Source organism: Micromonospora sp. LHW51205 (genome assembly GCF_003315815.1).
Lineage (GTDB): Bacteria > Actinomycetota > Actinomycetes > Mycobacteriales > Micromonosporaceae > Micromonospora > Micromonospora chalcea.
The window spans coordinates 22488-37418 of sequence record NZ_QMEZ01000002.1 but is presented as its reverse complement, the minus strand read 5'-3'; the positions used below and the strand labels follow the sequence as shown (position 1 = coordinate 37418).

Genomic DNA, 14931 nt, shown 5'->3' with positions numbered 1-14931 from the left:
GCGAGGTCTACGCCGCGGATGAGGAGTCTCGCCGACGGATGGATGTGGTGACATGCTTCGGAGCGACCTGATCCAGCCGTTGTCCGATCTGATCGAGGCGCACGCCGCCAGGTCGGGGAACAAGGTCGCATTCCGCGACGACCGCCGGGCGGTCGGATACGCCGATCTGGCGGCGCGGACCCGTCGGCTGGCCGGTCACCTGGCGGCGGCCGGGGTCGCCCGGGGCGACCGGGTGGCCTTCTGCCTCGGCAACCGGGTGGAGACGGTGGAGACCTGGCTGGCCGTCACGCGGGCCGCCGCGGTCGGCGTGCCGGTGAATCCGCACAGCACCGACGCGGAACTGGCCCATCTGCTGGACGACTCCGGCGCGGTGCTGGTGGTCACCGACCCGCGTCACCTCGACCAGATGCTGCGGCTGCGTACCGGCCGGCCGGCCCTGCGGATCGTGGTCACCGGGGACGACCCGGTTCCGGACGGGGTCGTCGCCTGGCGCGACCTGGTCGACACCGAGCCGTCCGTGGGGGCCCGCGACGACCTGGGCCTCGACGAGGTGGCCTGGATGCTCTACACCTCCGGCACCACCGGCCGGCCCAAGGGTGTCCTTTCCACCCAGCGCACCTGCCTCTGGTCGGTCGCCGCCTGTTACGTGCCGATCCCCGGGCTCACCGCCGCCGACCGGGTGGTCTGGCCACTGCCGCTGTTCCACAGCCTCTCGCACATCGGGTGCGTGCTCAGCGTGACGGCGGTCGGGGCCACGGCCCGGCTCATCGACGGCTTCTCCGCCGACGACGTGCTGCGCGCGGTCGACGAGGACGAGGCCACAGTGCTCGCCGGTGTGCCGGCCATGTACCACCACCTGGTCACCGCCGCCCGGGAGACCGGCTTCCGCGCCCCGGCCCTGCGGGTCTGCCTGGTCGGCGGGGCGATCACCACCGGCGCGCTGCGGCGGGCGTTCGACGAGGTCTTCGACGCGCCGCTGCTCGACGCGTACGGCAGCACGGAGACCTGCGGCTCGATCGCCGTCACCCGGCCGGAGCAGCCCCGGGTCGAGGGCTCCTGCGGGCGCCCGGTGCCCGGCGTCGAGGTGCGCCTGGTCAGCCCGCAGACGGGTCTGGACGTGCCGACCGGCGCCGAGGGGGAGGTCTGGGTCAGCGGTCCGAGCGTCATGCTCGGCTACCACGGCCTGCCGGAGGTCACCGCCGCCGCCCTGCGCGACGGCTGGTACCGCACCGGCGACCTGGCCCGCCGCGACGCCGACGGCAACATCTTCGTCACCGGCCGCCACCAGGAGCTGATCATCCGGGGCGGGGAGAAGATCCACCCGGGCGAGGTGGAGGAGGCGCTGCGCGCGGTGCCCGGCGTCGCCGACGTGGCGGTGACCGGCCGGCCGCACGAGGTGCTCGGCGAGGTGCCGGTGGCGTTCGTGGTCCCGGGGCCGGAGGGCTTCGACCCCCGTGCCGGGTACGCGGCCTGCCGGGAGAGGCTCAGCTACCACAAGGTCCCCGAGGCGCTGTACGAGATCGGGCAGGTGCCCCGCACCGCGTCCGGCAAGGTCACCCGCCGGCTCCTGCTCGACGGGCCGGCCCGGCTGCGGGCGGTCAACGGCAGCCACCACGAGGCGCTCAGCCTGCTCGCCTGGCGACCGCTGGACCTGGCGGCCGTACCGCCGGTGGCGACGCCCGTCCCGGCGGCCGCGCAGGACGCCGCCGCCCCGGCCCGCCGCTGGGCGCTCGTCGGCGCCGGGAGCGAACCGCTGGTGGAGCCGCTGCGCGCGGCGTCGCCGGGGGAGCGGTTCCGGGCCCACCGGGATCTGGCCACCCTGCGCGAGACTCCCGACGCGCCCGACGTGACGGTGCTGCTGGCCGGGCCGGCCGACGCCGACGCGGCGGACCTCGCCGACCGGTTGCGTGGCTGGCTCGACGACGACCGCTTCGCCGGCACCCGGCTGATGCTGCTGACCGGCCCGGCCGGCGACGCGGCCAACGGCCCCGGCACGAGCGGTGCCGGCAGCGCGGGCGACGCCCCCGCGCAAGACGCCGCCGCAGGCGAGACCCCTGCGGGAGACGTCGCCGGGGGAGCCGCCGCCGGGTGGGCCGGGCCCGATCCGGCGGCCGGCGCCGTCTGGGCGGTCGGGCGCAGCCTGCAGGCCGCGTACCCGGACCGGATCGTGCTGGTCGACCACGACGCCGCGGACCGCTCGCTCGCCCTGCTGCCCGCCGTCGTGGACGCCGGCGCCGCGCAGGTCGCCCTGCGGGCCGGGGCGGCCCGGCACGCGGCCCTCGTGCCCGCCCCGGCGACCGTGCCGGGACGGCCGGCGACCGTGGCCGACCCGGAGCGCCCCGTCCTGGTCACCGGCGCCGACGGACCGACCGGCGCCGCGCTGGCCCGGCACCTCGTCGCCGCGCACCGCGCCCGCCGGCTGCGGCTGCTGCACGCTGGCGCGACGCCCGCCCCGGCCCTGGCGGACCTGGCCGCCGAACTCACCTCCGCCGGTGCGGAAGCCGTTCCGCTGCCCGCCGAGCGGGCGGGCGACGAGGCGTTCGGCGCCGTCTTCCTCTGCCCGTGCGACGACGACCTGGCCGACGCCGAGGCCGCAGCCCGGCTGCTCGGCCTCGCCGCGACGCTGGACGCCGCGAGCCGGCACCCGGGGGCCGCGTTCACCGTCCTCGCGCCCTCCGCCCTCCTCCTGGGCGCCGCGGGCCGGGAACGGGCCGCCTCGGCCGTCGGCGCCCTGCACGCCCTGGCCACCCGCCGCCGGGCCGCCGGTCACCCGGCCCGGCTCGTCGGCACGACCGCGCCCGCCGAGCGCCGGCCGGCGGCGACCGGACCCGCAGCGGGCACCGCGTCGGCGGCCGTCCGTGCCGACCTCGCCGCGTTCGACGTGGCCCACGACGGCGCCGACCTGGTCGTGCTCGCCCGCCCGGCGGGCCACGCCGACGCCGCGCACCCCGCCTGGCGCGGGCCCGTGGCCGAGCCCGGCGACGCCACGGAAGACCGGGACGCCGCCGAGCTGCGCCGCCGGCTGGCCGGGCTCACCACCGCCGAGGGGGACCGGCTCCTGCTCGACCTGGTCCGCGCCGCCACCGCCCAGGTGGCCGGGCTGCCCGGCCCGGCCGCGGTCCGCCCCGGCCGCGCCTTCAAGGAACTCGGCTTCACCTCGGTCGCGGCGGTCGCGTTGCGCGACCGGCTGGCCCGGGCCACCGGGGTACGGCTCTCCGCCACGGCCGCGTTCGACCGGCCCAGCCCCCAGGCCCTCGCCCGGCACCTCGCCGCCCGGCTGCGCGGTGCCGCCGCGCAGGCCGCTCCCACGACGGACCCGGCGGTGACGCCGTCCACCGGGGACGATCCGGTGGCCGTCGTCGCCATGGCCTGCCGGCTCCCCGGCGGCGTCGCCTCCCCCGAGGAGCTGTGGGAGCTGGTCGACCAGGGCCGGGAAGGGCTCACGGAGTTCCCCACGGACCGGGGCTGGGACCTGGCGAACCTGTTCTCCGACGACCCCGACCGCCCCGGCACCTCGTACGCCCGGGTGGGCGGCTTCCTCACCGGCGCCGCGGACTTCGACGCCACCCTGTTCGCGATCAGCCCGCGCGAGGCGCTCGCCATGGACCCGCAGCAGCGGCTGCTGCTGGAGACGTCCTGGGAACTGTTCGAGCGGGCCGGCATCGACCCCACCTCGCTGCGCGGCAGCGCCACGGGCGTCTTCACCGGCGTCATGCACCACGACTACGCCGCGAACCTGCGCCAGGCGCCGCCCGGCACCGAGGGCTACCTCGGCGTCGGCACCGCCGGCAGCGTCGTCTCCGGCCGGGTCGCGTACGCGCTGGGGCTGGAGGGGCCGGCTGTCACCGTCGACACGGCGTGCTCGTCGTCGCTGGTGGCGCTGCACCTTGCCGCCCAGGCCCTGCGCGCCGGGGACTGCTCGCTCGCCGTGGCCGGCGGCGTGGCGGTGATGGGCACCCCGCAGGCGTTCGTGGAGTTCAGCCGGCAGCGCGGGCTCGCCCCGGACGGCCGGTGCAAGGCGTTCGCCGACGGCGCCGACGGAACCGGCTGGTCCGAGGGCGTCGCCGTGCTGCTGCTGGAACGGCTCTCCGACGCCCGCCGGCACGGGCACCCCGTCCTCGCCGTGCTGCGCGGCTCCGCCGTCAACTCCGACGGCGCGTCCAACGGGCTGACCGCCCCCAACGGGCCCGCCCAGGAGCGGGTCATCCGCCGGGCGCTGGACGCGGCCGGGCTCTCCACCGCCGACGTGGACGCCGTCGAGGCGCACGGCACCGGCACGTCCCTCGGCGACCCGATCGAGGCGCAGGCGCTGCTCGCCACGTACGGGGTGGGCCGCGGTGACGCCGAACCGCTGCGGCTGGGCTCGCTGAAGTCCAACCTCGGCCACACCCAGGCCGCCGCCGGGGCCGCCGGGGTGATCAAGATGGTGCTCGCGATGCGGCACGGGACACTGCCGCGCACCCTGCACGTGGACGCCCCGACGTCCGAGGTGGACTGGTCCGCCGGCGCGGTCGAGGTGCTCACCGAGGCCCGCCCGTGGCCCGACGTACGCCGGCCCCGCCGGGCCGGCGTCTCGTCGTTCGGCATCAGCGGCACCAACGCCCACGTCATCGTCGAGGCCCCCGCCGATCCGCCGACCGCCGCCGGGGACGCCGCCCGGCAGTCGCCGCCCGCCACCGCTCGGCCGCCCGTACCGTGGCTGCTCGCGGCTGCCTCCGGCGAGGCGCTGCGTGACCAGGCGGCCCGCCTGCTGGCCTGGCTCGACGGGCCGGGGGCGCACGCCGACCCGGCCGACACCGGGCACGCCCTCGCCACCACCCGCGCCGCTCTCGAACACCGGGCCGTGGTGCTGGTGGGCGACGCGGAGTCCGCCCGGACCGGGCTCGGCGCGCTGGCCCGCGGCGGACCGGACCCGGACCTGCCGGGCGTGCTGACCGGCCGGGTCGTCGACGGCCGACTCGGCCTGCTCTTCGGTGGGCAGGGCGGCCAGCGCGCCGGCATGGGCCACGAGCTGCACGCGGCGTACCCCGTCTTCGCGGCCGCCTTCGACGCGGCCTGCGCCGAACTCGACCGCTGCCTCGCCGGCCACGCCCCGCTCCCCGTCGCGGACGTCGTCCTCGCGGCCGAGGGCACCGCACCGGCCGAACTGCTCGACGAGACCCTGTACACCCAGCCGGGCCTGTTCGCCTTCGAGGTGGCGCTGTACCGCCTCCTGGAGCACTGGGGGGTCCGCCCCGACGCGGTGCTCGGCCACTCCGTCGGCGAGCTTGCCGCCGCGCACGTGGCCGGGGTGTTCTCCCTCGCCGACGCGGCGGCGCTGGTCGCCGCCCGCGCCCGGCTGATGCAGCAGCTGCCCGCCGGGGGCGCGATGGTCGCCGTCGAGGCCGACGAGGCCGAGGTCGCCGCGCACCTGACCGACCGGGTGGGCCTCGCCGCCGTCAACGGCCCCACCAGCGTCGTCCTGTCCGGCGACACCGACGCGGTGCTGGCCGTCGCGGACACCCTGCGCGCGGCCGGGCGCCGCACCAGCCGGCTGCGGGTGTCGCACGCGTTCCACTCGCCGCGCATGGACCCGATGCTCGACGAGTTCCGCGCGGTCGCGGCCGGCCTCACGTACCGCACCCCGCACCTGCCGGTGGTGTCCAACCTGACCGGCCACCCCGTCGACCCGGCCCGGCTCTGCTCGCCCGAGCACTGGGTGGCGCACGTGCGGGGCACCGTCCGCTTCCACGACGGCGTACGGGCCCTGCACGGGCAGGGCGTCACCACCTTCCTGGAGATCGGCCCGGCCGGTGTGCTCACCGCGATGGCCCAGGACTGCCTCGTCGCCGAGGCCGACGAGCTGGCCTTCGTCCCCGCCGTACGGGGCACCGCGGGCGAGGCCGAGGCGCTGCTCGCCGCCGTGGCGCGGCTGCACGTGCGGGGCGTCGCGGTGGACCGTGCCGCCCTCGCCGGCCCCGGCCCGCACCGCCGCGTCGACCTGCCCACGTACGCCTTCCAGCGCCGGCACTACTGGCTGCCCGCTCCCACCGGCGCCGGCGGTCCCGTCGGCGCCGGACTGGCCGACGCAGGGCATCCGCTGCTCGGCGGCCTGCTGGCGGTCGCCGGCACCGGGCAGGTGGTCTGCACCGGGCAGATCGCCACGGCCACCTCGCCGTGGCTGGCCGCGCCCGGCGACGGCACGGCGCCGCTGCTGCCCGCCACCGCCCTGCTGGACATGCTCACCCACCTCGGCGACCAGCTCGGCGCCCCGAGCGTGCGGCGGCTGCGCGTGCCCGAGCCGGTTCCGCTGCCCGCCGAGGCAACCCTCGAGGTGCAGATCGACGTGGGCGCGCCGGACGAGCACGGACGCCGGGTGGCGCACTGTCACGTCCGGGCCGGCGAGGGGCTGCCCTGGCGGGAGGTCGCCGAGGCCGTGCTCGCACCCGTCGACCCGGAGAGCGGCCGGGGCGCCCTCGCCCCCGCCTGGCCACCTGCCGGGGCCCGGCCGGTGGACCTGAGCGCCCCGCCGCACCGCGCGCCGGCCGGGGAGCTGGCCCGTGCCGCGTGGGTCGCCGCCGACCGGCTCTACGTCGACGTACGCCTGCCCGACGACGCCCGCGACCCGGACGCCGAGCGGTACGGCGTGCACCCACTGGTGCTGGACGCGGCCCTGCGCCTGCTCCCGCTCGCCGGCTTCGCGTCGGTCGCCGACGCCGGGCCCACCGCCCGGCTGCTGCCCACCGAGTGGGCGGGCGTGCGCCGCCACGCCGTCGGGGCGCACGCGCTGCGCGTCTGCCTGGCCCCCGCCGGGGCGGACGCGGTGACGCTGAGCGCCGTCGACGACGCGGGCGGGCCCGTGCTCGACGCCGACCGGGTGGTGCTGCGGCCGGTGGACCTGCCGCCCGCCGACCCGCCGGCGCCGGCGACCACCCCCGCCGGGCTGTACGCCGTCGACTGGCTGCCCGCCGCGTTCCCGGCGACCCCGGCGCCCTCCTGGACGCTCGCCGACGGCACGCCGCCGGACGGGCCGCTGCCGCCGCTGCTGGTGCTGCGGGTCGGCGACGGCGAGCCGGCCCGGCCGGTGCCCGACCGGGCGCACGCCGTCGGCCTCGCCGTGCTCGACGTGCTCCAGACCTGGCTGGCCGACCCCCGCGCGGAGACCACCCGCCTGGCCCTCGCCGTGCGCGACGGCGACCCGGTGCACGCCCCCGTGGCCGGGCTGCTCCGCGTCGCCCAGGCCGAGCAGCCCGACCGTTTCCTCCTGCTCAGCCTCGACACCACCGACGACGCCGCCATCCGTTCGGCGCTGGCCGCCGCCGACGACGAACCCGAGGTGGCCGTCCGCGACGGCCGCGCACTGCTGCCCCGCCTCCGCCCCGTCGAGCGGCCCCCGGCCGGCGCGCCGCTCGCGGCCCTGGCCGGCGGCACCGTGCTCCTCACCGGCGGCACCGGCGGGATCGGCCGGCACGTCGCCACCCACCTCGCCACCGCGCACGGCGTCACCGAACTGGTGCTGGTCAGCCGCAGCGGCCGGGCCGGCGACTGGACGACCGCGCTGACCGACGCCGGCGTCACAGTGCGGGTGGTCGCGGCCGACGTCGCCGACCGGGCGGCGCTCGCCGAGGTCATCGCCCCGCTGGCCGACCGGCTCGTCGCCGTCGTGCACGCCGCCGGGGCCACCGACGACGCCCTGCTCACCGACCTCGACCCGACCCGCTGGGCCCGGACCCTGCGCGCCAAGGTGCACGGCGCCTGGCACCTGCACGAGCTCACCGCCGGCCTCGACCTGGCCGCGTTCGTGCTCTTCTCCTCGGCCGCCGCCACCTTCGGCAGCCCCGGCCAGGGCAACTACGCGGCCGGCAACGCGTTCCTCGACGCGCTCGCCGCGCACCGCCGTGCCCAGGGCCGGCCGGCGAGCGCCCTGGCCTGGGGGCTGTGGGCCGCCGAGGACGGGATGGCCGGCCGGCTCAGCCCCGCCGACCTGGCCCGGCTCGCCCGCGGCGGCACCCGCCCCCTCGACACGGCCGCCGGGCTGGCGCTGTTCGACGCCGCCCTGCACGTGGACCGGCCGGCGCTCGTGCCGATCGGGCTCGACCTGGCCGCCGTACGGACCTCCGGCGAGGTGCCCGCCCTGCTGCGGGCGCTGCTGCCCCCGCCGCCCCGCCGGGCGGTCAACGCCGCCTCCGCGCCCGCCGCCGCGAAGGGCTTCGCCGACCGGCTGGCCGAACTCGCCGAGCCCGAGCGCGCCGAACTGCTGCTGGACCTCGTACGCGCCCGGTGCGCCACAGTGGTCGGGCACACCGGCCCCGAGCAGGTCGAGCCGCGCCGCCCGTTCAAGGACCTCGGCTTCGACTCGCTGATGGCCGTCGAGCTGAGCAACCGGCTCACCGCCGTCACCGGGGTCCGGCTCGCCCCGCACGCCGTGTTCAACCACCCCACCCCCGAGTTGCTCGCCGCGCACCTGCACGCCCGGCTGCTCGGCACCGCCGCCACCGAGGTCGCCGACGCGAGCACCGTCGCCCTGGACGAGCCGGTCGCCATCGTCGCGATGGCCTGCCGTTTCCCCGGCGGGATCGGTTCCCCGGAGGAGCTGTGGCGGCTGCTCGACGCGGGCGACGACGTCATCGGCGACCTGCCCGACGACCGGGGCTGGCCGCTGGCCGACCTCCACGACCCGGTGCCCGGCACGCCCGGCCGGACGTACGTGCGCTCCGGCGGGTTCCTCACCGGCATCGCCGATTTCGACGCCGAGTTCTTCGGCATCAGCCCCCGCGAGGCCCTCGCCATGGATCCGCAGCACCGGCTGCTGCTGGAGACCTCCTGGGAGGCGCTGGAACGCGGCGGCATCGACCCGGCCACCCTGCGGGGCAGCCGCACCGGCGTCTTCGCCGGCACCCACGGGCAGGACTACGCCGACCGGGTCGCCCCCGGTGTCGTCTCCGACGACGGCGAGGTCACCGCCGACGAGGGGCACCTGCTTACCGGCACCGCCGGCAGCGTCCTCTCCGGCCGGGTCGCGTACGCGCTCGGGCTGGAGGGGCCGGCTGTCACCGTCGACACCGCCTGCTCGGCGTCGCTGGTGGCGCTGCACCTGGCCGTCCAGGCGCTGCGCCAGGGCGACTGCGACCTGGCGCTGGCCGGTGGGGTGTCGGTGATGTCCACCCCGGCCGGGCTGACCGGCTTCAGCCGCCAGCGCGGTCTCGCCGCCGACGGGCGGTGCAAGGCGTTCGCCGAGGACGCCGACGGCTTCGGCATGTCCGAGGGCGTCGGGATGCTGGTGGTGGAGCGGCTCTCCGAGGCCCGCCGCCGGGGCCACCCCGTGCTGGCCGTCGTGCGCGGCTCGGCGGTCAACTCCGACGGCGCGTCGAACGGGCTGACCGCCCCGAACGGGCCGTCGCAGGAACGGGTCATCAAGGCCGCGCTGGGCGCCGCCGGGCTGAGTGCCGCCGACGTGGACGTGGTGGAGGCGCACGGCACCGGCACGTCGCTCGGCGATCCCATCGAGGCGGAGGCGATCCTCGCCACGTACGGGCAGCGCCCGGCCGGCGCCGCGCCGGTGCTGCTCGGCTCGGTCAAGTCCAACCTCGGGCACACCCAGGCCGCAGCCGGCGTCGCCGGCGTGCTCAAGATGGTCCTCGCCATGCGGCACGGGCGGCTGCCCCGCACCCTGCACGCCGAGCGCCGCAGCTCGCGGATCGACTGGGACTCGGGAGCGGTGCAGCTGCTCACCGAGGCCCGCCCGTGGCCGGCGGAGGACCGGCCGGTGCGCGCCGGCGTCTCGTCGTTCGGCATCAGCGGCACCAACGCCCACGTGATCGTCGAGTCGGTCGCCGAGGCGCCGCCGGAGGCCGCCGAATCCGAGCCGCCGCAGGAGCGCGCGCTGCCGTGGCTGCTGTCGGCGCGTACCCCGCAGGCGCTCGCCGGCCAGGCGCGGCGGCTGCGGGAGCACCTCGCCGCCCGCCCCGACCAGCGGCCCCTCGACGTGGCGTGGTCACTGGCCACCAGCCGGGGCACCTTCGACTCCCGAGCGGTGCTGGTAGCCGCGTCCGCGCAGCGGGTCGCCGACGCCCTCGACGCGCTGGTCGAGGGCCGGCCCGACCCGGCGGTCACGCGCGGCGAGGCGCGGCCCACCGGCCGGTGCGTCTTCGTCTTCCCCGGGCAGGGCTCCCAGTGGCTCGGCATGGGGTTGGACCTGCTCGACCAGGCCCCCGTGTTCGCCGAACGCATGGCGGCCTGCGACGCGGCGCTGCGGCCGTACCTGGACTGGTCACTGCTGGACGTGCTGCGCCAGGCGCCGGGCGCGCCCGGCCTCGACGAGGTCGACGTCGTGCAGCCCGCCCTGTTCGCGATGATGGTGTCGCTGGCCGAGCTGTGGCGCTCGTACGGCGTGCAGCCGGCCGCCGTGGTCGGCCACTCCCAGGGCGAGATCGCCGCCGCCTGCGTCGCCGGGGTGCTCTCCCTGCCCGACGCGGCCCGGGTGGTGGCGCTGCGCAGCCGCGCGCTACGGGCTCTGGCCGGGCACGGGGCGATGGCCTCCGTCGCGCTGCCGGCCGACACGGTCCGTGATCGGATCGCCCGCTTCGGTGAGCGGATCTCGGTCGCCGCCGTGAACGGGCCGGCCGCCGTCGTGGTCTCCGGCGAGCCGGAGGCGGTCGAGGAGCTGCTCGCCGAGCTGGCCGGCGAGCAGGCCCGGGTGCGGCGCATCGCCGTCGACTACGCCTCCCACTCCGCCCAGGTGGAACGCATCCGCGACGAGCTGGCCGAGGTGCTGGCCGGCATCGCCCCCGGCCCGGCCGCCGTGCCGCTGTTCTCCACCACCGACCTGCGCTGGCTCGACGGCGAGGAGATGGGGCCCGACTACTGGTACCGCAACCTGCGCCGGCCCGTCGAGCTGGAACGGGCGATCCGCGCGCTGGCCGCCGAGGGCCACGACGCGTACGTCGAGTGCAGCCCCCACCCGGTGCTCACCGTCGGCGTGGAGGAGACCCTCGCCGACCACGACGGCGATGCCGTGGTGGTCGGCTCGGTGCAACGCGACCAGGGCGGCCGGGAGCGGTTCCTGCTCTCCCTGGCCCAGCTCCACGTGTCCGGGGTCGCGGTGGACTGGCGGCCCGCACTGGCCGGCGGCCGGCGCGTCGACCTGCCCACGTACGCGTTCGCCCACCGCCGCTACTGGCCCCGGCCGGTCTCCGGCCCCGGCGACGTCGGCGCCGCCGGTCTGGACGCCGCCGGTCATCCGCTGCTCGGCGCGTCGGTCGTGCTGGCCGAGACGAGGGGCCACCTGTTCACCGGGCGGCTGTCGGCCGACGCGCAGCCGTGGCTGGCCGACCACCGGGTCACCGGCAGCGTGCTGGTGCCCGGCACCGGCCTGGTGGAGTTCTGTCTGCGCGCCGGCGACGAGGTCGGCCACCCGTTCCTCGACGAGCTGGTCATCGAGGCCCCGCTGACCCTGCCCGCCGACGGCGCGACGCAGGTGCAGGTGGCGGTCGGCGCGGGCGCCGGCGACGGACGCCGGCCGGTGACCGTGCACTCCCGGCCCGCCGACGCGCCGGCGGGACAGCCGTGGACCCGGCACGCCAGCGCCACCCTCCGCGCCGACCAGCCCGCGGTGTCGCCGCAGCTCACCGCCTGGCCGCCGCCCGACACCCGGCCCGTCGACCTGACCGGCTTCTACGCCGGCCTAAAAGCCGACGGGTACGCGTACGGGCCGGCTTTCCAGGGCCTGCGCGCGGTGTGGACCAGCGGCGACGAGGTCTACGCCGAGGTGGAGCTGCCGGCGGCCCAGCGGGTCGACGCCGACCGGTACGGCCTGCACCCCGCCCTGTTCGACGCCGCCCTGCACGCCGCGCACTTCGGCGGTCTCGCCGGGGCCGGGGCCGGCCAGCTCCTGCTGCCGTTCGCCTGGAACGGCGTCAGCCTGCACGCCACCGGGGCCACCGCCCTGCGGGTACGGCTGACCCGGGTCGGGCCGCACGCCATCGCGCTGACCGTCGCCGATCCGACCGGCGCCCCGGTGGCCGAGGTGGCCGCCCTGACGATGCGCCCGATCTCCACCACCGAGCTGGCCGTCACCGACGACCGGGCCACCCGCGACGCCCTGTTCCGCGTCGACTGGACGCCGCTGCCGCCCGTCGAGACGGCCACCCCGGTCGACGCCGTGGCCGTCGCCCCCGGCCTGGACGGGTTCCCGCTGCACCACGGGCTGGACGGGCTCGCCGACGCGGTGGACGCCGGACTGGCCCTGCCCGGGGCGGTGCTCGTGCCGCTCGGCGCGCACCCCGCGCAGCCCACCCCCCGCGCGGCGCGCCACGCCGCCGTGCAGGCCCTCGACCTGGTCCGGCGCTGGCTCACCGAGCCCCGCTGGGCGGCGTCGCGGCTGCTGCTGGTGACCCGGGGCGCGGTGGCCGTGCACCACGCCGGCGAGGTGACCGACCCGGCCGCCGCGGCGGCGTGGGGCCTGGTGCGCTCCGCCCAGTCGGAGAACCCGGGCCAGATCGTCGTCGTCGACGTCGACGGCGACGGGATCGGCCCCGACGAGGTGGCCGCCCTCCTGGCGGCGGACGAGCCGCAGGCCGCGATCCGGGTCGGCGCGGCGTACGTGCCGCGGCTGGCGCGGGCCGGGTCGGCCGGCGAGCTGCCCGCACCGCCCGCCGCCGCGTGGCGGCTGGACGCGCCGGTGCGCGGCAGCCTGGAGAACCTCACCCTGGTCGCCACCGACGCCGCGGACGCCGCGCTCGGCCCCCGCGAGGTCCGGGTCCGCGTCCGCGCCGCCGGCCTCAACTTCCGCGACGTGCTCAACGCGCTCGGTCTCTACCCGGGCGACGCGGGCCCGCTCGGCGGCGAGGGCGCCGGCGAGGTCGTCGAGGTCGGCGCCGAGGTGACCGACCTGCGCCCCGGCGACCGCGTCTTCGGTGTCTTCGTGGGCTGCTTCGGACCCGTCGCGGTCACCGACCGCCGCCTGCTGGCCCCGATGCCGGCCGGCTGGTCGTACATCGAGGCCGCGTCCGTGCCGGTGGTCTTCCTGACCGCGTACCACGGGCTGGTCAACCTGGCCGGGCTCACCCGGGGCGAGTCGGTGCTGGTGCACGCGGCGGCCGGCGGCGTCGGCATGGCCGCCGTGCAGCTCGCCCGCCACCTCGGGGCCGAGGTGTACGCCACCGCCAGCCCCGCCAAGTGGGACGCCCTGCGCGCGCTCGGTCTCGACGAGGAGCACCTGGCCTCGTCCCGGACCCTCGACTTCGAGACCCGCTTCACCGAGGCCACCGGCGGCCGGGGCGTGGACGTCGTGCTGGACTCGCTGGCCCGCGAGTTCGTCGACGCCTCGCTGCGGCTGCTGCCGCGCGGCGGGCGGTTCGTCGAGATGGGCAAGACCGACATCCGCGACGCCGCCCGCGTCGCCGTCGACCATCCGGGGGTGGCCTACACCGCCTTCGACCTGACCCTGCAGGAGCCCGACGAGGTGCAGCGCATGCTGGTCGTTCTGCTGGGGCTCTTCGAACGGGGGACGCTCACCCCGCTGCCCACCCAGGTGTGGGACGTCCGCCAGGCGCCGGAGGCGTTCCGGCACGTCAGCCAGGCCCGGCACGTCGGCAAGGTGGTGCTCACCATGCCCCGGGCGTGGAACCCCGACGGCACGGTGCTGCTGACCGGCGGCACCGGGACCCTGGGCCGGCTGGTCGCCCGGCGGCTGGTCGAGACGCACGGCGTACGGCGGCTGCTGCTGGTCAGCCGCCGCGGCGAGCGGGCCCCCGGCGCGACCGAGGCGCTCGACGAACTGCGGGCCCTGGGGGCCGAGGCCACGGTGGTGGCGGCCGACGTGTCCGACCGCGACAACCTCGCCGGGGTGCTGGCGGCGGTACCGGAGCGGCACCCGTTGACCGCCGTCGTGCACCTCGCCGGGGTGCTCGACGACGGGGTGGTCACCGCCCTCACCCCGCAGCGCGTCGACACGGTCTTCGCGCCGAAGCTCGACGCCGCGTGGCACCTGCACGAGCTCACCCGCCACCTCGACCTCGCCGGGTTCGTGCTCTTCTCCTCCGGCGCCGGAGTCTTCGGCGTCCCCGGTCAGGCCAACTACGCGGCGGCCAACGCGTTCCTCGACGCGCTCGCGCTGGCCCGCCGTGCGCAGGGGCTGCCGGGCCGGTCGTTCGCCTGGGGGCTGTGGGAGCAGGCCAGCGAGATGACCGCCAAGCTGGACCGGACCGATCCCCGGATCACCGCCCGTGACGGGCAGCTCGCCATCCCGTCCGAGCTGGGGATGGCCCTGTTCGACGCGGGCCTGCGGCTGGCCGAGCCGGTGCTGGTGCCGACGAGGATCGACGTCGCCGCGCTCGGCGAGCGGGCCGAGCGGCCCCCGGCGCTGCTGCGCGGGCTGCTGCGCCGGGAGCGGCCGACGGCGCGGGCGGCCACCCCGGCCGGCGGCGGGCGCACGCTCGCCGACGAGCTGGCGGCGCTGGACGGGCCCGAGCGCCACACCCTCGTGGTCGACCTGGTACGCGAGCAGGCGGCGAGCGTGCTCGGGCACGGCAGCCGGGTGGCGGTGGCCCCGGGCCGGGCGTTCAGCCAGATCGGCTTCGACTCGCTGACCGCCGTCGAGCTGCGCAACCGGCTGACCACGGCCACCGGCCTGCGCCTGCCGGCCACGCTGATCTTCGACTACCCGGATCCGAACGAGCTGGCCACGTACCTGGTGTCCGAGCTGGCGCCGGACACCGGACCGGCGGCCCCGCCGGTCCTCGCGGACCTGGAGAACCTGGAGCGCTCGCTGACCGAGGCCACTGTGGAACCGGAGCTGCACGACCAGATCGGGTCGCGCCTGGAGGTGCTGATCGCCAAGTGGCGGACGATGCGCGCCGGCACGGGCGGCGATCCCGACCTCGATCTCGAACTGGCCAGCGACGACGACCTGTTCGACCTCATCGACTCCGAACTCGGCACCTGATGGCCGTC

At 77.8% G+C, this 14931-nt stretch carries 1 protein-coding gene; it reads left to right on the top strand.

Features of this window, described 5'->3' with window-relative positions; all coding sequences use genetic code 11:
- Nucleotides 1-52 precede the first annotated feature (52 nt).
- Nucleotides 53-14923: a type I polyketide synthase gene (locus tag DQE82_RS08165; protein ID WP_113972397.1), complete on the top strand. Its 14871-nt coding sequence runs from the start codon at nucleotides 53-55 to the stop codon at nucleotides 14921-14923.
- Nucleotides 14924-14931: the final 8 nt, after the last annotated feature.

What these genes read in the sequence shown, in the direction of transcription:
- DQE82_RS08165 (WP_113972397.1), top strand. Translation starts at nt 53, where the DNA reads ATGCTTCGGAGCGACCTGATCCAGCCGTTGTCCGATCTGATCGAGGCG.